This window comes from Streptomyces sp. PSU-S4-23, from assembly GCF_055632315.1.
Genome location: NZ_JBVMUU010000002.1, coordinates 149273 through 169027, shown reverse-complemented (window position 1 = coordinate 169027; position 19755 = coordinate 149273). Strand labels below are relative to the sequence as shown.

Below are 19755 nucleotides of genomic sequence, written 5' to 3'. Positions count from 1 at the left end.
CGGCGGCGACGCGGGGTCGGCCAGGAAGCCGGAGAACCGGTTGAGGGCCAGGATGTCGATGACGGCCTGGTTGACGCTGCGGGCCGATGCTCAGCCGCCAGCGCATGAACCCGGGTCCTCCAGCCGAACCTCGCGCCAGTCCAGACCACGTCGGTCGAGGAAGACGAACCAGTCCTTCAGATCATGAGCGTATGCCTTGACCGTGTTCGGCGACCGCTCGATGTCAGTCAAGTAAGCCAGGTAGCGCTCAATCGGCTCGACTATGCCGCCCTTGTCGCCGATGTGTCGACGGTCATGCAATTCCCCACCTCAGGTGGGTTCGGCGTCAGCTGATTCCCCAACCTCGCGGTCATGTTTCCCCATGGGGGCGGCGGTCGCGAACGGCGCTAGGGAATGGCGGCTGCTGCCTTGGGGGCGGCGGCCAGCCGCAGGCCGACTTCCACGAGGGCCCAGCCGAGACGGGTACGAAGGTCCCGGGGGTGCCGGGCCGCTGCGGCGCGACGGTACGCGTCAGCTTCGGCGCGGAGTTCGGCGGCGCGGGCATGGTGCAGGGCAAGGTGGGTCTCGGGGTGCATCGGGCTGTGGCCTTTCACTCCGTGGTGAGGGGGAACGCGTGTGTGTGGATGCGTACCTGGGCGGTGTTGGCGTCGTCTTCGTCGGCGGCCCGGTCGCGGTAGGTGTCGACGAGCGCGTGCATCTTCTCGACGAGTTCCTGGGTCAGTTCGGGCGTCAGCCGTAGTGTCGCGCTGCTCATGTCCCAGGTGCGGTTCCATTCTTCTGGCCATGTCTGGCGGTTGCCGAGCCAGGTCGACAGGTCCCGGGTCTGGGTGGTGGCGATCTCGTGGAGGTACATGTCGGCGGCCCCGCGCACGTCCGGGCTGGCGTCCGTGAGCAGTGCGTCGTCGAAGCGCAGGCCCTTGTGGACCGCCTTCCACCACCGTTCCCGCCCCTTGCCGCGCTCGGGGGCGTCCTCAATGAAGCCGTGAATGGCGAGCTGCCGCAGGTGGTAGCTGGTCGCACCGCTTGACTCGCCCAGCTTTTCGGCGAGTTGAGACGCGGTGGCCGGGCCACCGAAGCGCAGGGCGTCCAGCAGCTGCATGCGCAGTGGGTGTGCGAGCCCGCGCAGGGATCGGGCATCGAGATTGCGGACGTGCGAGTCCTGGGGCTCGTTCATGCCTCCAAAGATAGTGATGCAAAGCAATGCTTGCAATGGAATCTTTGCATCGAATGTTTTGGGGTGGCTGCGCCCCACAGGACGGCGTCACAGTCGCCAGATTTTCAGCAGATAGGGCGGTTTGAGGTCACCTTGAACAACGTGGCGTCGCGGTAGGCCGCCGGGGCGCCCTTGCGTTTCGCCCGTACCGCTCGTTCGACCTGGTCGTCGCCGTAGTCGAGGAAGAGTTGCAGCTGTTCCCGGGTGAACGGCTTCGCCTCTGGGGCGCCCTCGTAATCGTTGAGGTGGGCGATGGCGTTCCACTCGTGGCAGACCGCCACCGGGAAGGTGCCGAAGGCTTCCTCGCAGGCCGGGCCCCAGCCATAGCGGCCGTCGATGAGGAACTCGCTGAACAGCCGCACGGTGCCCTGGTAGCTGCGGATCGTTGAGGGCGCCAGATGCTTCTCACCGGTCAACGAGACCGACCACCCGTCCATGTGGGCCGGCGTCCACTGCCACGGGTAGTCGTTCGCGAACTCCAGGAACCGGCGTATCAGCCGTTCCCGCGGATCGATCGTGTCGTCCTTCAGCCCCCGCGACTTCTGCTGAGCACGCCAGCCCGCAGCATCGCGTCGAACATCGCATCCTCGGGGCGCAGTTGGACCACCCCGGAGACAAGCTCCAGATGAGCCGACCCGGCCAGGGCCACCTTGCGCTGATGCACCACTCCAGACCATCCCTCCTGGAGGGAGGATCTTGCATCAGAAGGGATATTCTCGGCAACATACCTGGTCAGGCGGCTAGTTCGTAGTAGCCTTGGAGTCCTTCAAGCCCTCGCTGTGACCTGGCGACCTGCGGCTTCTCGTCCGCCTGATGCAATTCCCGAGGGTTGAGGTAGACCTCGGTCGTCGTCACGCTGGAGTGCCCCAGCATCCCGCAGGATCAGCAGCGGGCCCGCCTTCAGCAGGTAGAGGGCAAGCCCGGCAGCATCTCCCGTCGCGGCTGCGAGCTGGGCGGCCTGCCGATAGCTGCCCTCCACCAGCTTCGCCAGCCTGGCCTTGGCGAACGTGTGCCTGAGCCGGTGCGGAGCGACCTCGGGGAAGCGCGGCTCGAACCGTTCACGGATGCGGCGGGCCGTGCGACGGAACAGCATCCCCCAGTCGACGGACGGCCGCCCGCCGTAGCTGAGCGCCAGCAGCAGCGACCCGCCCCCCGGGCCGACCGGCCGCAGCCGCTCGGCCGGCCCCAGCTGAGACCAGGTCGTCCGCCGGCCATTGACCCGGCCGCCATGGAAGTGCACGTAGAGCGCACCGCCGGAAGATGCGCAACGTAGCGGATCGCACGGCGGGGTAAGCACGGAACTATGGGAAGCAGAAGACGCCTTGGCTGGAACGAGGAACGGACGATAGACGGCACTGTTTACGCGGTGCTGTCCGTCATCGCTGGTGCCCTCTTCCTCATCGGCCTATGCGGGTTGTTGCTCGGTGTCGAGGTCGATGTGAGCAAGGGGGAGCCTCTGAAGTGCGGGACTGCCGTTACAGGCGTGGAAAGCGCCATCACCTATGACGCCGTCCAGGCCGGGCAGCCGGAGCGGGCTGTGGACGCTCGAGTGGCGGCGTGCGACTCGGCGATCAACACGCGGCGTATCTGGGCGTGGCCGGCCATCGGAGTGGGCGCAGTGGGCGTGTTCGTGCTCGTCTACCTGGTGCCCTTCGTGCACCCGAAGCCCGAGTGGGCTCTCTCGGAGGTGCGGGGAATCCACCGTTGAGCTTCATTGGCTGCGACGTAACGACTCACACCAACCGTGACCAGCAACTTCAAGATGGCGGATCTCCGGTGAGGGCCAGGACGGCTCCGTTGTTCTCAGAGGTGCGGCCGGAGCCGACGGCGATGCGGAGTTCGACATCGATTGCCGGGGTACTGGTGGCTGACACCGACCTCTTCCGTGATCGATCAAGGCCGCCGGCCCCAGGAACCAGTGGCTCGGGCACAATCACGAGCTGTGCCCACCTCTCCCGATCCCGCCCTCCTGTACCCCGACGTTGCGGCCTGCGGCAGCCTCGCCACAGCGCTCCGGACCGAGGTGGAAGCACGCCTCGGCGCCGTGCCCGTCACGTCCCCCGATTACGATCCGCTGCTCCACGCGACCGTCCCGAGCACGCTGCCGCATCGTGAGCCGCTGCAGATCAGTGCATGGCTGCACGAACGGCGGTGGTCGATCCGTGGCGAGGAACCGTTCCAGAACCTGGCCTTGATCGACGGCAGGACGGACGACCTCGTGGAGCTCGCCAGGGCAGCTCGGGCGTGGCACGACGGGGCGTCCCTGGACGGTATCCGCCGGGCGGCGCCCTTCGTGCACCTGACCGGCCGGTTCGAGGTCCCCGACCACGATCCGGCACGGCTGACGGAATCCGAGTGGCAGAGCCTGCGCCAGGAGGCAGGCGAACTGGGGTACGCCTGGCAGGAGGCGTACCAGGCCCTGATCGAGGCGGCGCACGCCGAGCCGGCCCTGCGCGCTCTTTATCCGTTCACGAGTCACTGGGCTCTGCGCTTCTCGACCACCACCCGCCCACGCCTGACTGTCGTCGGACCGTGTCTGGCCGCGAACAGCGACGGCACGTACGGGGTGGGCAGGGGCATCATCGGCCAGGACCTGGGCCGGTTCGCCACCGCGCACGAGGCCGTTGCAGCGGCCGTACGACATCTGCCGTCCGGCATCGGCCCGATCGCGCTCGGCGGATGACCTCGCCCTCCACCTGAGCCTGCCGCCGTGCCGACCACCGTCCGCACGGGCCCGGCGCTGCCGCCGCAGGTCCGGCATCCGGTCGCGCGTGAAGGCTGGGTTCAGGCAGACCGATGCCGCACACGTATCGCTCGTGACCGGTGTCAGCCGAGGAAGTCGGCGACGAGGGCGGCGAATTCGTCGGGCGTGGCGAGACGGATGCCGAGATCCTCGGCTTTGGCACGCTTGGATCCGGCGTTTTCGCCGGCCACCACCAGGGCGGTCCTCTTGGACACGCTGGAGGAGGCGCGTCCTCCGGCCCGTTCGATGAGTTCGTTCATCTGGTTACGGCTGAGCTGCTGGAGCGGCCCCGTCATCGCGCCGGTGACCACGACGCTCATCCCGGAGAGCGGACCGGCGGTCGGGGCGGGGGCCCCTGGCGTGGCGCCGCTGATGCCGGAGTCCGCGGCGGCTCTCGACGGGGGAGTGGCGCCGGGCTCGGTCATGTTTACCCCGGCCGCCACAAGCTTGTCGATCAGCGGGCCCAGTTCGGCGAGTTCGGAGACGATGGACGGTGCCTTCTCGGCACCGATGCCCTCCACCTGCTGCAAAGCCTCGGCGTCGGCAGCTCGGATGTTGTCCATGGTGGCGAAGTGGCGGGCGATGCGTCGGGACATGGAGCGGCCCGTCCCGCGGACGCCGAGCGCGCACAACACCCGGGAAAGAGGCTGTGTCTTCGCCGCGGCCAGGGCGGCGAGCAGGTTGTCGGTGCTGGTCTCACCCATCCGCTCCAGGCTGAGGAGCTGGTCGCGGGTGAGGGTGAACAGGTCGGCGAGATCGGTGACGAGGCCGGCTTCGACGAGCTGCACGACGCGGGTGGCGCCCAGGCCCTCGATGTCGAGCTGGTCGCGGCCCGCGGCGTAGGAGAGGGGGGCGACCAGGTGGCAGTTGCGGCCCTGCTCGCAGCGCCAGCGTTCCTGGCTGGTGTCGATGCCGGACCCGCACCGCGGGCACACCTCGGGGAACAGGATCGGCTGCTCGGCGCCGGTGCGCAGATGGGCGACAGGGGCTTCGATGCGGGGGATGACGTCGCCGGCGCGGTGGACCATGACGTGGTCGCCGAGGCGCAGGTCGCGGCGGGTGATGTCGGCCGGGTTGTGCAAGGTGGCGTAGGTGATGGTGGAGCCGTCGATCTCGACCGGTTCCAGGACCCCGCGTGGCGCGATGATGCCGGTACGGCCCACGTTCCACTCGACTTCGAGCAGCCGGGTGATCTTCTCGACCGCGGGCAGTTTGTAGGCGATCGCCCAGCGCGGGGCCCGCGATCCGGATCCGGCAGCCTGCTGATCGGCGGCCAGGTCTGCCTTGATGACGATGCCGTCGATACCGAACGGCAACTCGGCGCGCAAGGAGGCGATCTCCTTCACACGGGCCAGGACCTGCTCGATCGTGTCTGCGGCGATGCCGGGCACCTCGGTGGCGGCGGTCGTGTTCACGCCGAGCTTGACGGCCAGGGACATGAGCTCACTGTGGGAGAGGGCGCCCAACTGTGTGGCCAGGCCGGTCTCGGTGTCGGGCAGCGGCAGAAGGCCGTAGCCGAAGAACGTCATCGGCACGGTGTAGGCACGGTCCTTGGCGCGCAGTGTGCCCGCTGCGGCGTTGCGCGGATTTGCGAACGGCTGCCCGCCGTGCGCGGTGCGTACCGCGTTGGCATGCTCGAACTGTGCGGTGGTCATGAGTACTTCGCCGCGTACTTCCACCGTCACCGGCTCGGTCAGTTCATCCGGGAGGCCCTCTATGGTGCCGATCGCATGTGAGACGTCCTCCCCGGCCATCCCATCACCGCGGGTGATCAGCCGGGTCAGCCGACCCTGGTTGTAGCGGGCCGCGACGGCAAGCCCGTCGAGTTTCGGCTCGACACTGAAGCGTTCCGCCTCGTGGCCGAGCCGGCGGCCCAGCGAGGCCGCCCAGGCGGTGAATTGCTCCGGCGAGAACACGTTGTCGAGACTCAGCATCGCCACGGTGTGCGGAACGTCGCCCTCGGCGGCACCGCCGGCGACCTTCCCGGTCGGCGAGTCGGGCAGTATCCGGTCGGGATGCTCGGCCTCCCAGGCGGCGATGCCCCGCATCAGCCGGTCGTAGTCGTCGTCATCCAGGGGCGAGGTACCGCCCGCGTAGTAGGCGGCCGCGGCCTTCACCGCGGTCTCGACGGCCTGCGCGTAGGCGCGGGCATCCACAATCTGCTCAACGGGTGTCGTCATGCCCGCCATCCTGCCTGCCACCACTGACATCGATACTCGTAGGCGGCTTCCGGCGGTCGTGACTCTGTCGCTGACTGACGCCCTACCGGGCTGTCTTCGCGTCGTTCTGCCCACCGCCAGAGCTGGTTCTCATCTCTCCGGCCGGGCGGACCACGACCTGCCCCACCCGGCACCCTCCATGGCGCCGCCCGGCTCTACGCCCGGTGATCTGAAGTGATCTGACCGAACTTTCTTGGGCATGCGCCATCGGCTGACCGTGGCCGGGTCGTGTTCCGTCGGCCGGTGGCGAAGTCAGTTGACGACAAACCGCTGTTCTGGGATACAGGCTGACCTTGTCGCACCCGGGGACCTCATGAGATGCGTATCCGTACGTTCCCCTGGAGATGGTGTGTGTGCCCGACCAAGGGTCCCTGGATGCCCCGGAGGTATTCGAGGGCGTGGTCGATCATCTGCTGCACGTCGGCCCAGGACGAGCGTACGGTGCTTCGGCTGAGTGTGACGGGCGGCAGCGAGGAGACCATCATGACAGTCGGCAAGGGCTCGCTGTGAGGATTGTGCGGGGCGTTCCAAGGCGCGGATGGCCCCTGGACAGGGCACTGCGCAGCATGCCCGTGACCGCGGCGGCCTGAAGCCGTGGCCGATGACGTCCCCGACGGCCAGGGCCGGCCGGCCCTGGGGATGTCGACCACGTCGTACCAGTCGCCGCACACGTTCGGCGAACCGACCGTCGGCAGGCAGCGCACCACCATGTCCTGCGCGTGATGCGCCAGGGTCGGGGCGGGCCGGGGCGTGCAACATCGCCTCTTGCAGGGTGACGGCCACCTCCACGTTCACACATGCGCCTTGCGTAGTTCCTCGTTCAACTGCTGCAGCTCCCGGGCCCGCGCACACGAACCTCGTCGTCCTCCTCGGCGCCGGTGCAGGGGTCGCGCAGCGGGTGCAGGCCGCCGCCAGCGGGGAGGGTGACGTGAAAGCAGGAGCGGCCGTCCTTGCGATGGCGGGCGAGCTGAGGACGCCCGGTGCCCGTGTCGCCCCTGATCCGCGAGGCCGGGCACGAGGCCGGGCCCCGTGCCCGGCGGGTGTGACCGCGACCGCCGTGGCTCCGTCCCTGGCAGACGGCGGCCGGAGCCGACCTTGCCGCGGGCCGCCGGCCTGTCTGCCGGCTGTCGACCTCCGTACAGGTTGGCCGACCGTCCGCGGCCGACGCCGCACCGGCATCCGTACGCCCGGCCGATCGCCGGCCTGAGCTGCGATGTCGCACGGGTCCCGTGCCGCGCCCGTGGCCCGGTACCGGGACGTGGCCGTCGCCTCGGCACCAGCGTGCCTTCGAACGCCCCTGCCGGATCCCAGAGGGTCTCCGTGACCGGCGGCGACCGGTGGCCTTGCCGCTGCCGCTGCCGCTGCCGCTGCCGTGGCGCGGTTGCGGTGAAGAGCGGCCCGGCGTTGGAATCAAGTGTGAGGCACTTCGGTCGCTGCGTGTCCGCCGGCCGCCCCGCTCCCGGGAGGGGGGCCGGCCGGAAGGGGCTCAAGAACGACGCCCTGGGCATGTTCTCCTCGGTCGTCATGGGCCTGGCCTCGACCGGCCCCGCGTACAGTCTCGCCGCTACGCTGGGCGTCATCGTGGCGGGGGTCGGGCTGCAGGCCCCGATCGTCACCATGCTGGCGTTCATCCCGATGCTGCTGGTCGCCTACGCCTTCCGGGAGCTCAATGCGGGCAACGCCGACTGCGGGACCACCTTCACCTGGGCTACCCGTGCCTTCGGACCGCGCACCGGCTGGATGGGTGGCTGGGGTGTCGTCGTCGCCGACGTCATCGTCATGGCGAACCTCGCCGGGATCGCCGCGAGCTACGGCTTCACGTTGGTGGGCCTGAACGGGCTGGCCGACAACCGCCTGTGGATCACCGTGGCGGGCGTCGTCTGGATCGCCGTACTGACCGCGATCTGCTACGTCGGCATCGAGGTCTCGGCGGCCGTCCAGCGCTGGCTGCTGTGTGCGGAAGTGGTGATGCTGATCCTGTTCGCCGTCGCCGCTCTGGTCAGGGTCTACGCCAGCCCTCCCCCGACGGCGATCCACGTCTCCGCCTCCTGGTTCAACCCGTTCCACGTGCCCTCGGCAACGGCCCTCACCTCGGGCATCCTCGCGGGGGTCTTCATCTACTGGGGCTGGGACACCGCATTCGCGGTCAACGAGGAAACCGTCGACAGCACGCGCATCCCCGGGCGTTCCGCGGTCATCTCCATCGTGCTGCTCCTGATCATCTACGGGCTGGTGTCCACATCGGCGCAGGCGTTCGCGGGAGTCGGCACCTCGGGTATCGGGCTCGGCAACGCGGACAACTCGGGCGACGTGTTCTCCGGACTGGGCGAGGCCGTGTTCGGGAGCCACGGCACGGGGCTGTTCCTGTCGAGGCTGCTGGTCCTGATGGTGCTGACCTCCGCGCTGGCCTCCGCCCAGACCACCATCCTGCCGCTGGCCAGGACCGTCTTCTCCATGGCGGTCCACAAGGCTCTCCCGGCCCGGTTCGCCCGGGTCCACCGCAGGTTTCTCACCCCGACCTGGGGGACCCTTGGTATGGGAGCGGCCTCGATCGGCGTGCTGGTCCTGCTCATGTCGTTCAGCCGGAACGCCCTGGCCGACTCGATCAGCTCGGTCGGTCTCGCGATCGCGTTCCAGTACGGGCTGACCGGCTTCGCCTGCCTCTGGTACCACCGCAAGGTCCTCACCCGCAGCCCCAGAGACCTGGTCTTCAAGGGCGTGTTCCCGGGGCTCGGCGGGCTGATCATGGTCTTGCTGTTCCTCTATGCCGCCTTCCACGTCTACGCGAGCCCCCGCTATGGCACGACCACCGTCGACCTGCCGCTGATCGGACGGACCGGAGGGGTCACCGTCCTGGGCCTGGGCGCCCTGCTGCTCGGTCTCCTGCTGATGCCGGTGGTCACCCGCGGTCACACCATGGCCCTCAAACTCCAGCGGAGCCTGCTTCCGCGCCACCTGCCGCCGCCGGCCGCCGTCGGCTCGGCAAGCCGTTACCTGCCGGCCGACAGCGGGTCCGGGGTGGGCGGCGACTGGTACGACGTCATCTCCCTGTCGGGCACCCGGGTTGGGCTGGTGGTCGGGGACGTGCTCGGTCACGGCGTGCGCGCCGCGGCCACCATGGGACGCCTGCGCACGGGCGTGCGTGTCCTGGCCCGGCTGGACCTGAGCCCGGATGAGCTCCTGTCTCGCCTGGACGACCTGGTCGAGCAGACCGCGTACGAGAGCGGGACGGGCCACGGCCCCGGCCGCCTGAGGCCGCAGGGCGACGAGGCCCGGGGTGTTTCCTGCCTGTACGCGGTGTACGACCCCGTCTCGGGGAAGTGCAGTCTGGCGCGAGCCGGGGACATGGTGCCGGCGGTCGTCGAACCGCACACGCGCGTCGTCGACTATCCGGAGCTGCCGCCCGGACCGCCGCTGGGAGTGGGTGGCCCGCCCTACCAGAGCACGGAACTGGAGCTCGCGCCCGGCAGCCTCGTCGCCCTCTTCACGGGCGGCCTCCTCCAGGCGGCGGACGGCCGTGACGCCGGGCTCGCGCAGCTGTCCCACGTTCTCGCCCGCGACCGAAGGTCCCTGGACGAGCTGTGCGACCGGGTGGTGGCCACCCTGCTGCCCGGGCCGGTGGACGAGGACGCGACACTGCTCGTGGTCCGCACCCGCTTGCTCGAGAGGAACCGGCTCGCCCAGTGGGAACTGCCCCCGGATCCGGCGGCGGTGGCCACCATCCGCACCGCCGTCGGCAAGCAGCTCGGCGACTGGGGGCTGGACGACCTGGCGTTCACCACCGCGCTCATCGTCAGCGAACTGGTCACCAACGCCATCTGCTATGTCGGCGGCCCGATCCATGTCCGCCTGATCCGTGACCGGACCCTGATCTGCGAGGTGTCCGACACCGGCCACACCTCGCCCAATCTGCGGCACGCCGCGAGTGACGACGAAGGAGGCCGGGGCCTGTTCATCACCGCCCAGATGACCCATCACTGGGGTACCCGCTACACCCCCACCGGCAAGACCATCTGGACCGAGCAGGACCTCGCGCCGTCGGGGGGCCGGTAGCCGCCCGGCGATGCTCGTAGGGGGTACCTGTGCCTTCTGATGCTCCTGTGATCAACAGGTCCGGGTGAGGTGCTCGAGCCGGATAAGGCTCCCCGAAGTCAGGCATGAGGGGGATCTCGTTGGAGCGACGGAAGCTGATCGGGACCGGGGCGGGGCTGGCGGTCCTGCCCGCCTGGTGGACCCTGCGGCAGATGGCGAACGGGGCCGAGGGGGACTGGCACACCGACACCGCACCGCTGGAGCGGGCGTTCCCCCTGCTGGGCCCGCTCACCGACGCCAAGTGGGTGAGCAGCCGGGACAACGATCGGGGCATACCGTCGCCGGAGCTGGTGATCTCGGGCTTCGCCCGGCTGACACCGGGGAAACTCGCCGAGCTGACGGCGGCCCACGCTTTCGTCTCCGGGGGGCCCGCCGATGACGTCTCCTCGTGGTTCGAGAAGCCGCTCAAGGGCGAGGGGCCGGAGAACCCCCAGTGGGTCCGCTCGCACGAGTTCGACCGCGACGGCAGCGGCTACTGCACCAAACTGTGGTTTGACCGTCGCAGCGACACCGTCCGCTTCTGGGCGCTCAACCCGTACGGCTAGGGCGCGTCGATTGCCCCGGCATCAGGATGTGACCACGGTCAGCCTCTCATTCGCTGTCGTCTTCACCGATCCGTCCGCCGTCAGCGTGATGTCCAGCTGACCTCCGCCGACTTGGAGCCCGGTGATCGTCAGCGGCCCGTACACCGGCGCGAAGGTGGGGTTCACGGTGACCGTGCCGCCGGGGACGTCCGCGTCGAGGCCGAGCGCTGCCCGGAGCACGAGGACCGCGGAGGCCGCCGCCCATGCCTGTGGTCGGCAGGACGCGGGATAGGGGGCGGGGCCGGGACTCGCCTCACAGCCATGGCCGGCGAAGAGCTCGGGAAGGCGGGCGTCGAAGGCCGTCGACGCCGCCAGCAGGCCGGCTGCCAGAGAACTCGCGGCGTCCGGGTACCCGGCCCTGGTGAGGCCGTTGACGGCGATCGCGGTGTCATGCGGCCAGATGGAACCCACGTGGTAACCGTACGGGTTGTAGCCCACCGCCATGCTGCTGAGGGTGCGCAGGCCGTGGCCCGCATCCAGGTCGGGGCCGGCGAGCCGGGCCGCGAGCAGCGCGCTTTCCTCGGCGTTGAGCAGGCCGGTGCCGAGGAGATGGCCGAAGCCGGAGGTCACCGAGTCGACCGGCCTGCCGTCGCCGTCGAGTGCGACGGCCGGGTAGGGGCCGCGTTCGTCCGTCACCCAGAAGCGGTTGCGGAAGCGGGCCGCGAGTCGCTCGGCCCACGCTTCCCATTCGTCGGCCCCCGGGCGGCCGAACGCGCGCAGCAGTGCGGCTCCGCCGAGCGCGGCCTCATAGGCGTACGCCTGCACTTCGCACAGGGCGATCGGTGCATGGGCGCGGCTGCCGTCGCGGTAGCGGATGGAGTCGTCGGAGTCCTTCCAGCCCTGGTTGGACAGGCCGTGGCCGTTCTGGTCGATGTACTTGAGGAAGCCGTCGCCGTCAACGGCTGCCTGGTCCCGCATCCAGGCGAGTGCCGACTCGGCGTGTGCCAGGAGCTGTTCGACCTCGGCCGGGTCGAGTCCCCAGCGCCAGGCGTCGTGGAGGAGAGTGATCCACAGGGGGGTGGCGTCGACCGTGCCGTAGTAGACCGGGGGCAGAGACAGCCGGTCCGCGAACTTGAGGTTGTCGCGGCGTACCTCGTGCAGGATCTTGCCCGGTTGTTCCTCCGTGGCCGGGTCGGTGGCTGCGCCCTGGCGGCGGGCGAGGGTGCGGAGGGTACCGGCGGCAAGGTCCGTGCCGAGGGGGAGCAGCATGCGGGCGGCCCACAGGGCGTCGCGTCCGAAGAGGGTCAGGAACCAGGGGGCGCCCGCCGCCAGGAACTGGTCAGGGCGGTTCTGCTCTGACCGCGGGTCGGTCAGGCGCAGGCGGTCGAGGTCGGCGAGGGACTGCTCCAGCCAGCGGTCCAGGCGGCGGTCCGCGCTGCGTAGCACGGGGGTGCGCCAGGGCAGTTGGTCGGTCGGCGCGGGCGGGAACTGGTCGCCGTCCGCGTAGGCCGCCGTAGCGTGAAGCACCACCGACCAGGAGGCGCCGGGGGCCAGTTCGACGTCGTACGACAGCCTTCCTGCCGGCACCTCCAGCAGGTCCGGCGCCGAGTCGCTGACCACGCGGGCGGTGAAGCCGTCGCATGTCCAGGACAGGCCGACGGCGTCGGCGTCCGCGGCCCGGGGTGGAACTTCCTCGGGAGTGCGCCCCGACTTGACCTGGTCCATCGTGGCCAAGTCCGTGCCGACGGTCACCGTCAGACGGAAGCGGACGTGCAGGCTGCCGGCGTTGGTGACCTCCAGGTCCTCCTCGAACCGGCCCACTGTCGTGCTGCGGCGGCGGTTCAGGGCGATGGCCGGGTCGGGTGTCACCTCGCCGAGACCGCGCAGGACGGACCGGAACCCGGCGCGGTCTGCGCCGCGCAAGCCCCCGGAGACGGGGGTCAGGGCGATGCCTTCGGCGGCGACGACGAGTCGGGACAGCGCCCTGCGGTCGCCGTGGTAGAAGCCATCCGCACCCCCGTTGAGCTGCCCGTTTGCATGCGAGACGACGAGGGTCGGCGCGTGCAGGGTGACGACCGCGTCATGCAGGAACGGCTGCAAGCCCTCGGCCGCCGAAGTCGGTGGCGTGACAGAGCTGTTGGGGTCCTGGGTCTTGACAGTGGCATCCAAAGAAGTGGAACCTCTCAGTGTTTTAGCGTTCCAAGGACAGTAAGTGACTCGTCAGAGCCATGGCAACGGGTCTTGGAACGTTCGAATCAAGTCCGTATCTCCTCTGCCTGTGAGAGAGCCGTATGCCCCGCTCCAGCAACCGTTCCTCGGCCAAAGGCGGCCCGGTGACCCTCGCGATGGTCGCCCGGCGGGCCGGCGTCTCGTCGCAGACCGTGTCGAACGCGATCAACTCCCCGGACCTGCTGCGCCCCGAGACCCTGGAGCGGGTCCGCCGCGTGATCGAGGAGATGGGTTACCGGCCCAGCCGTGCGGCGCAGACGCTGCGCAGCGGTTCCAGCAAGCTCATCGGCTACGGCATCCAGCCCACCCCGCCCGGCACCGCGGGCGGCGCGGTCATGGACCGCTTCCTGCACGCTCTGTCGGATGCCGCCGACGAGGCCGGGTACCGGATCCTGCTGTTCGCCTCCCCGCCCGGCGGCCCGAGCCTGGAGGGCTACGAGGAACTGCTGGCCCAGCACGAGGTCGACGGCTTCGTACTCAGCGGCACCGAGCGGGGCGACCCGCGCCAGGCATGGCTGGCCAAACAGGGCGTGCCGTTCGTCGGGTTCGGCCGGATGTGGTCGGGACGGCCCGTCGGCGACTGGGTCGACGTCGACGGCGCCTCGGGCACCGATGCCGCCGTCGAGCACCTGGTCGCCCTCGGGCATCGCAAGATCGCCTTCCTGGGATGGGAACGCGGTTCCTCCGGCACCGGTGACGACCGTGCCGAGGGCTGGCTGCGGGCGATGAGACGGCACGCTCTGCCGACCCGCGGGCGGCGCGGACAGTGCGTCAACGGCCTCGACGCGGCCCGCGTGGCGGCGAAACCGCTCCTGGACGGCGGGGCGACCGCGGTGATCGCGGCCAGCGACATGCTGGCGCTCGGCTGCTATCAGGCCCTGCGCGAGCGGGGCGCCGCCCCCGGCCGTGACGTCGCCGTGGTCGGCTTCGACGACTCGCCGACCGCCGAACTCCTCTCGCCCGGCCTGTCTTCGGTTGCCCAGCCGCTGGAGGACATCGGCCGGGAATGCGTGCGCCTCCTGCTGGCACGGATCGCGGCCCCCGACGCCCCGCCCGAGCGGCTCCTGCTGGAGCCCTCCCTGGTCGTGCGTGACAGCGCCACCGCGGCGCTGCCCGCCGGCACCTGAGCCCTACCCGAACCGCCCGCCGGCATCTGAGCCCTACCCGAACCGCCCACCCTCCCTCTCCCCGGCCGGTCCCACCCCCCACCCCACCTCGGAACGTTTCTCCTCCTCCACCCCACGCCCCTGGCCCACGCCTTCGTGCGCCCGGGAGGAGCCGCAGGTACCACACGTAACCCTCGGAGGAAGCAATGCCCAACCGTACGGCCGTCGCGGCCCTCGTCGCCTGCGCTGCCATGCTGGTCGCCGCCGGCTGTTCGTCGAGTTTCGGCAGCGACAAGAAGACTGCGCAGGACACCGGCTCCAAGCAGCACCTCACGGTGCTGATCGCCTCCTCGGGGGACGCGGAGACCAAGGCCGTCAAGGACGCGGCGGCCGCGTACGCGAAGCAGTCCGGCAACACCGTGACGGTCGACGTCGCCAAGGACATCAACCAGCAGCTCGCCCAGTCCTTCGCCGGGCACAAGCCGCCGGACGCCTTCTACGTCGACTCCGCCCAGTTCGCCAACTACGCCCGGGGCGGCTCCCTTTACCCGTACGGCGATCAGATCAAGGACGCGGACGACTTCTCCGCCCAGCTGCGCGCCTCCTTCACCTATGACGGGAAGCTGGTGTGCCTGCCCAAGGACACCTCCACCCTCGCCCTGGCGATCAACACGGACCTGTGGAAGAAGGCCGGACTGACGGCGAAGGACTACCCGACCACCTGGGCCCAGCTGAAGGCGGTCGCCGCGAAGCTGACCGAGGGCGACGTCACGGGTCTGGTCGTCAACGGCGAGTACGCGCGCATCGGCGTCTTCATGAGGGAAGCAGGCGGCTGGATAACCAACAGCGACCAAACCAGGATGACCGCCGACAGCGCGCAGAACACCGAGGCCCTCGACTATGTGCAGTCGCTGCTGAAGGCCCGTTCCCTGAAGTACGCCAACCAGGTCGACACCAACTGGGGCGGTGAGGCCCTCGGCAAGGGCAAGGCAGCCATGACCATCGAGGGCAACTGGCTCACCGGCGGCATGAAGGCCGACTACCCGAACGTGAAGTACGCGGTCGTCCCGTTGCCCGCCGGCCCGCTCGGCAAGGGCACGCTCGCCTTCAGCCAGTGCTGGGGCGTCGCTCGGGACAGTGCCCATCGGGCAGCGGCCGTGGACCTGGTGCGGTACCTGACCACCGGCACGCAGATGCTGAAGAACGCGGATGCCTTCGGCGTGATGCCCTCCCGCACCAGCGCCCTTGCCGAGTACGCGAAGAAGTACCCGTCGGCGAAGGCGTGGGCCGACGCCTCCGCCTACGCACAGGGCCCGGTGACCGCCGCGGGCTTCGACAAGGTGCTGACCCAGTTCAACACCGAGCTCGCCGCCCTGGGCACCGGCGACCCGAAGAAGATCCTCGCCGACCTGCAGCGCAACGGCGAACAGGCCCTCACGAAGGGCAACTGAGCCGCCATGTCCCCGCGTACGTCACAAACCCCTCGCCCGGCTCCGGGTTCCAGCGCGGGCGGTGGTCCCCGTACGGCCGTCTCGCCGGGCGAACCTGACACGCCCGGCGGGACCGGCCCGGCCGCGGCGCCCCATACCTCCCGCGCCCCGCGCGTGGGGCGCCGCGCCGAAGGAGCCTGGGGCTGGCTGTTCGTCAGCCCTATGGCGATCATCCTCGGCCTGTTCCTGGCGCTTCCGACTCTGATGGCGCTGTGGGTGAGCCTGCTGCACTGGGACGGGCAGTCCAACCCCTTCAGCGGCCGGGCGGACTTCGTCGGCCTTGACAACTATCGGGCCCTGCTCACCCAGGACGGCCTCGACCGCACCCTCTTCGCCACCTCCCTGCGCAACAACGCCTACTACGTGCTGCTGACCGTCCCGTTGCAGACCGCGCTCGCGCTGACGCTGGCGCTCATCGTCAACCAGCGCATGCTGCGCGGCCGCAGCGTGCTGCGCACCGCGTTCTTCTTCCCCTCCGTCACCAGCTCGATCGCGGTCTCCACGATCTTCCTCTTCCTGTTCCAGGGCAGCGGCGCGGTCAACAAGATCCTGTCCTGGACCGGGATCAAGGGCCCGAACTGGTTCAACGACCCCCGCGGCGTGCTCTCCCTCCTCCTGGGCGGCCTCGGCATCGTCGACAGCGACCACCCCGCAGGAGTCCTCGCCGACCACTCCTTCATGGGATTGTCCTGGTTCGAGTGGCTGTCCGGACCGTCCGTCGCGATGTGTATGATCATCCTGCTCGCCGTGTGGACGACCTCCGGCACCTTCATGCTGATCTTCCTCGCGGCCCTCCAGGACATCCCCCGCGAGCTGGAGGAAGCCGCCGCCATCGAGGGTGTCAGCCGCTTCCAGATGCTGCGGTATGTGACCCTGCCGGCGCTGCGACCCGTGCTCTTCCTCGTCCTCACCCTCGGCCTGATCGGCACCTGGCAGGTCTTCGACCAAGTCTACGTAATGAGCCAAGGCGCCCCTGGCAACACCACTCTCACGCCGGCCTTCCTGTCCTACTCTTCCGCGTTCGGCGACGCCGACTTCGGCCAGGGTGCGGCCATCGCCTTCATCCTGCTCACGCTGATCCTGACCATGACCGCCATCCAGCGCTTCCTGTTCCGGGAGCGCGGCCCCCGCACGCGGAGGAACCGATGAGCGCCGAGTCCGGGGCCGACCGGGTGCAGGGACGTCCCGCGTTCGGCCGCTTCCCTCTGCCGCTGCGCATCCTCGGCCATGCGGCTGTGGCCGCACTCGGCCTGCTGTACCTCATGCCGTTCGTCATCCAGCTGGTCACCGGGTTCAAGACCGACCCGGACGCGGCCGCCCAGCCCCTCGGTCTGATCCCCGCCACCCCCACGACCGCCGCCTACCAGCGCCTGTTCGGCCTCAGCCGGGCCGGTGACGGGGTCCCGTTCCTGCGCTGGCTGGGCAACTCGGCGTTCGTCACCGTCGTGGTCACCGCCGGACGCGTCCTGTTCGACTCGATGGCCGGCTACGCCCTGGCCCGGCTGCGCTTCCCCGGCCGCACCCTGCTGTTCGGTTTCGTGCTCACCGTGCTGGCGGTGCCGAACGTAGCCCTGCTGATCCCGCGCTTCCTCGTGCTCAACACCTTCGGCCTCTTCGACACCTACACCGGCATGATCCTGCCGCTGATGGTGGACGCAGCGGGCATCTTCATCATGAAGCAGTTCTTCGAGTCCATCCCCCGGGAAGTGGAGGAGGCCGCCCGTGTCGACGGCGCCGGCGTCTTCCGCACCTTCTGGTCGATCGTCCTGCCGATGGCCCGCCCAGCCCTGCTGACCCTGACCATCCTCTCCTTCCAGGGCTCGTGGAACGAGTTCACCCACTTCCTCGTGGCCACGCAGTCCAGCCGGTACGAGACCCTCACCACCGGCCTCGCCCGACTCGTCTCCGGCGGCCTGGGCGGCGGCACCCAGTACCCCCTCAAGCTCGCGGCAGCCCTGCTGGCCACCCTGCCCGTCGCCGCGCTGTTCTTCTGCTTCCAGCGGTACTTCGTCCAAGGCGCCAACGCCGGAGCTGTCAAGGAGTAGCCGATCGCGGCGACCCGACCACTCCAGACGGCAGCCACGCCCGTGGACTCCGACGCTTTCCGACCCACCGAAAGGCAGGTGTGCGTCCACCGCACCGCCTGATCCGCACTGGCCCGTCGCGCACAGCGTGCCGACGGCTCTGCGGCGGACGTCTTGCGGGCCCGGGCGGCGGGCGGTGAGTACCCCCAGGCCGAGCTCCGGCACGTGGTGGTCCGCGGACATCCGGTGCGGGTGCTCAGCGATGCGGCCCGGTGGGCGGTGCCGCTGGTGGTGGGCAGCCGTGGGCCGGGCGGATTCTCCGGGCTGCTGCTCGGCTCGGTCGGCCAGTGCCCGATGCACCACGCACCCTGCCCGGTCGTCATTCGTCATCGTGCCGCACCCTGCCGCACCCTGCCGGGGAGGGGGCGGCCTGATGCCCACCTGCGCTGGTGGAACCAGTCGGTGCAGCGTGCGGGCCGTCCTGGTCAGACGTCGCGTGCCGCCTCGGAACGGTTCTGATCGGGTGACGCAGGCAGGCCACACGGCCCGACACCGTGATCGCCTCCGGGTGCTCTGAGCCTGCGCTCCATCCTCATGCGGGCCGTTCCACCTCCGTATCCGAAGCGAGGCTTGAGCACGTCTCGCAGCGGTGCGCGTCCGTTCCCTGCCGGGGTGAGGATGGAAGTGCGGTGCGCAGGCGACGCTCGCCGTGTTCCTCCGGGACGAGGAGGTCGGATCGTGTTCTTCGTGGATCGTCGTGATGCCGGCCGGCAGCTGGCCACCCGGCTGGAGCACCTCAAGGGCGCTGAGGTGGTGGTGCTGGGTCTCCCCCGGGGAGGGGTTCCGGTCGCCGCGGAGGTCGCCGGGGCGCTGGGCGCGCCGCTGGACGTGTGCCTGGTCCGCAAGCTGGGCGTGCCGTTCCAGCCGGAGCTGGGGATGGGGGCGATCGGCGAGGGCGGTGTGCGCGTGATCAATGACGACGTGGTGCGCATGGCGCGTGTCACCCCGGACGAGCTGGCCGAGGTCGAGGCGCGTGAGCGGGAGGTGCTGGAGAGCCGCGCCCGGCACTACCGGGGCGGGCGGGAACCGGTCGGGCTCGAGGGCCGCACCGCCGTGGTGGTCGACGACGGGGTGGCCACCGGGTCGACGGCGCGCGCGGCCTGCCGGATCGCCCGCGGGCGCGGGGCCGCACGGATCGTGCTGGCCGTCCCCGTGGCACCGCACGACTGGACCGCACGGCTGGGCGAGGACGCCGACGAACTGGTGTGCCCGCACACCCCCGGGAGCTTCTACGCGATCGGACAGTTCTACGCCGACTTCTCCCAGACCGACGACGATGAGGTCGTCGCCTGTCTGGAAGAAGCGGTCGCCCGCCCGGTGAGCACCCGCCGCACCGAGGCCCGTCACAGCGTGCCCGAGGACCGGGAGGTGGACGTGCAAGCCGGTGCGATGGTGCTGCGCGGGCAGCTGACCGTGCCCGAGGGCGCGAGCGGGGTCGTGCTGTTCGCGCACGGCAGCGGCAGCAGCCGGCACAGCCCGCGCAACCGGTTCGTCGCGGCCGGACTGAACCGGGCGGGGCTTGGCACCCTGCTGTTCGACCTGCTCACCGAGGCCGAGGAGACCGACCGGGCCAACGTGTTCGACACCGGGCTGCTGGCCCGCCGGCTGGCGGATGCCACCGGATGGCTGCGCGGACAGCCCGAGACCCAAGGGCTGGCTGTCGGGTATTTCGGTGCGAGCACCGGCGCGGCAGCCGCGTTGTGGGCGGCCGCCGAGCCGGGCGTGCGGATCGCCGCGGTCGTCTCCCGGGGTGGCCGGCCCGACCTGGCCGGGCCGCGGCTGCCGGCGGTGACGGCGCCCACGCTGCTGATCGTCGGGGGTCACGATCAGCTGGTACTCGATCTCAATCGCGAGGCTCAGGCCCGGCTGCGTTGCGAGAGCCGTCTCGCGGTTGTGCCCGGTGCCACCCATCTCTTCGAGGAACCCGGTGCCCTGGAGAAGGTCACCGAGCTGGCCCGGGACTGGTTCACCGACCACATGGCCCCGGCCACTGCGGCGGTCTGACGCTGACGTGTGCTCCGTCGCGGGAGGGCGCTGGATGGAGCGGCACAGCCC

The 19755-nt window shown here is 70.0% G+C and carries 18 protein-coding genes and 1 pseudogene; 11 read left to right on the top strand and 8 right to left on the bottom strand.

From position 1 onward, the window contains the following. Positions 1–90 precede the first annotated feature (90 nt). The 5 genes from ACZ79I_RS01245 to ACZ79I_RS01225 form a co-directional block, all read right to left on the bottom strand. The gene (locus ACZ79I_RS01245) at positions 91–300 is read right to left on the bottom strand and encodes a site-specific integrase (protein ID WP_471493241.1); all 210 of its coding nucleotides are present in this window, start codon (positions 298–300) and stop codon (positions 91–93) included. 86 nt (positions 301–386) lie between these two features. Then, on the bottom strand, positions 387–575 hold the full coding sequence (locus ACZ79I_RS01240) for a hypothetical protein (protein ID WP_471493240.1): 189 nt from the start codon (positions 573–575) through the stop codon (positions 387–389). Positions 576–589: 14 nt separating this feature from the next. Beyond that, on the bottom strand, positions 590–1174 hold the full coding sequence (locus tag ACZ79I_RS01235) for an ArsR/SmtB family transcription factor (RefSeq protein WP_471493238.1): 585 nt from the start codon (positions 1172–1174) through the stop codon (positions 590–592). A 104-nt stretch (positions 1175–1278) separates the two neighbouring features. Beyond that, positions 1279–1650: a hypothetical protein gene (locus ACZ79I_RS01230; protein ID WP_471493236.1), complete on the bottom strand. Its 372-nt coding sequence runs from the start codon at positions 1648–1650 to the stop codon at positions 1279–1281. 329 nt (positions 1651–1979) lie between these two features. Continuing rightward, positions 1980–2510, bottom strand: a complete 531-nt coding sequence (locus ACZ79I_RS01225) for a hypothetical protein (protein WP_471493234.1) — start codon at positions 2508–2510, stop codon at positions 1980–1982. A 6-nt stretch (positions 2511–2516) separates the two neighbouring features. Between ACZ79I_RS01225 and ACZ79I_RS01220 the strand changes: the two genes are divergently transcribed. Further along, a complete protein-coding gene (locus tag ACZ79I_RS01220; protein WP_471493232.1) occupies positions 2517–2921 on the top strand; it encodes a hypothetical protein in 405 nt (134 codons plus the stop codon). Positions 2922–3155: 234 nt separating this feature from the next. Further along, entirely contained in the window at positions 3156–3896 is a 741-nt protein-coding gene (locus tag ACZ79I_RS01215) for a DUF6193 family natural product biosynthesis protein (RefSeq protein WP_471493230.1), read from the top strand. Positions 3897–4039: 143 nt separating this feature from the next. On the opposite strand, the gene ligA is transcribed toward ACZ79I_RS01215, so the two are convergent. Then, positions 4040–6136 carry an NAD-dependent DNA ligase LigA gene (ligA, locus tag ACZ79I_RS01210; RefSeq protein ID WP_471493228.1) on the bottom strand — a complete coding sequence of 699 codons (2097 nt, stop codon included), beginning with the start codon at positions 6134–6136 and terminating at the stop codon, positions 4040–4042. Positions 6137–6550: 414 nt separating this feature from the next. Between ligA and ACZ79I_RS01205 the strand changes: the two genes are divergently transcribed. Continuing rightward, the gene (locus ACZ79I_RS01205) at positions 6551–6685 is read left to right on the top strand and encodes a hypothetical protein (RefSeq protein ID WP_471505514.1); all 135 of its coding nucleotides are present in this window, start codon (positions 6551–6553) and stop codon (positions 6683–6685) included. On the opposite strand, the pseudogene ACZ79I_RS01200 reads toward ACZ79I_RS01205, so the two are convergent. Further along, positions 6686–7023 (bottom strand): annotated as a pseudogene (locus ACZ79I_RS01200) (PP2C family protein-serine/threonine phosphatase); the annotation flags it as partial. Between the two features lie 589 nt (positions 7024–7612). Between ACZ79I_RS01200 and ACZ79I_RS01195 the strand changes: the two are divergent. Both ACZ79I_RS01195 and ACZ79I_RS01190 read left to right on the top strand, forming a co-directional pair. After that, positions 7613–10228 (top strand): amino acid permease, encoded by a 2616-nt coding sequence (locus ACZ79I_RS01195; protein WP_471493227.1) that lies wholly within the window; start codon positions 7613–7615, stop codon positions 10226–10228. A gap of 119 nt (positions 10229–10347) precedes the next feature. Beyond that, entirely contained in the window at positions 10348–10812 is a 465-nt protein-coding gene (locus ACZ79I_RS01190; protein WP_471493225.1) for a hypothetical protein, read from the top strand. Positions 10813–10833: 21 nt separating this feature from the next. On the opposite strand, the gene ACZ79I_RS01185 is transcribed toward ACZ79I_RS01190, so the two are convergent. Beyond that, complete coding sequence (locus ACZ79I_RS01185; protein WP_471493223.1) at positions 10834–12960, bottom strand: amylo-alpha-1,6-glucosidase; 2127 nt, start codon at positions 12958–12960, stop codon at positions 10834–10836. Positions 12961–13082: 122 nt separating this feature from the next. Between ACZ79I_RS01185 and ACZ79I_RS01180 the strand changes: the two genes are divergently transcribed. From ACZ79I_RS01180 to ACZ79I_RS01155, 6 genes are all read left to right on the top strand, one after another. Continuing rightward, a complete protein-coding gene (locus ACZ79I_RS01180) occupies positions 13083–14147 on the top strand; it encodes a LacI family DNA-binding transcriptional regulator (RefSeq protein ID WP_471493221.1) in 1065 nt (354 codons plus the stop codon). Between the two features lie 185 nt (positions 14148–14332). After that, a complete protein-coding gene (locus ACZ79I_RS01175; RefSeq protein WP_471493219.1) occupies positions 14333–15577 on the top strand; it encodes a sugar ABC transporter substrate-binding protein in 1245 nt (414 codons plus the stop codon). 201 nt (positions 15578–15778) lie between these two features. Continuing rightward, on the top strand, positions 15779–16765 hold the full coding sequence (locus ACZ79I_RS01170; protein WP_471493218.1) for a carbohydrate ABC transporter permease: 987 nt from the start codon (positions 15779–15781) through the stop codon (positions 16763–16765). After that, positions 16762–17661: a carbohydrate ABC transporter permease gene (locus ACZ79I_RS01165; protein ID WP_471493216.1), complete on the top strand. Its 900-nt coding sequence runs from the start codon at positions 16762–16764 to the stop codon at positions 17659–17661. Before ACZ79I_RS01170 ends, ACZ79I_RS01165 begins: the two co-directional genes overlap by 4 nt. Before the next feature lie 153 nt (positions 17662–17814). Further along, the gene (locus ACZ79I_RS01160) at positions 17815–18159 is read left to right on the top strand and encodes a universal stress protein (protein WP_471493215.1); all 345 of its coding nucleotides are present in this window, start codon (positions 17815–17817) and stop codon (positions 18157–18159) included. 219 nt (positions 18160–18378) lie between these two features. Beyond that, a complete protein-coding gene (locus tag ACZ79I_RS01155) occupies positions 18379–19704 on the top strand; it encodes a phosphoribosyltransferase family protein (RefSeq protein ID WP_471493213.1) in 1326 nt (441 codons plus the stop codon). Positions 19705–19755 lie beyond the last annotated feature (51 nt).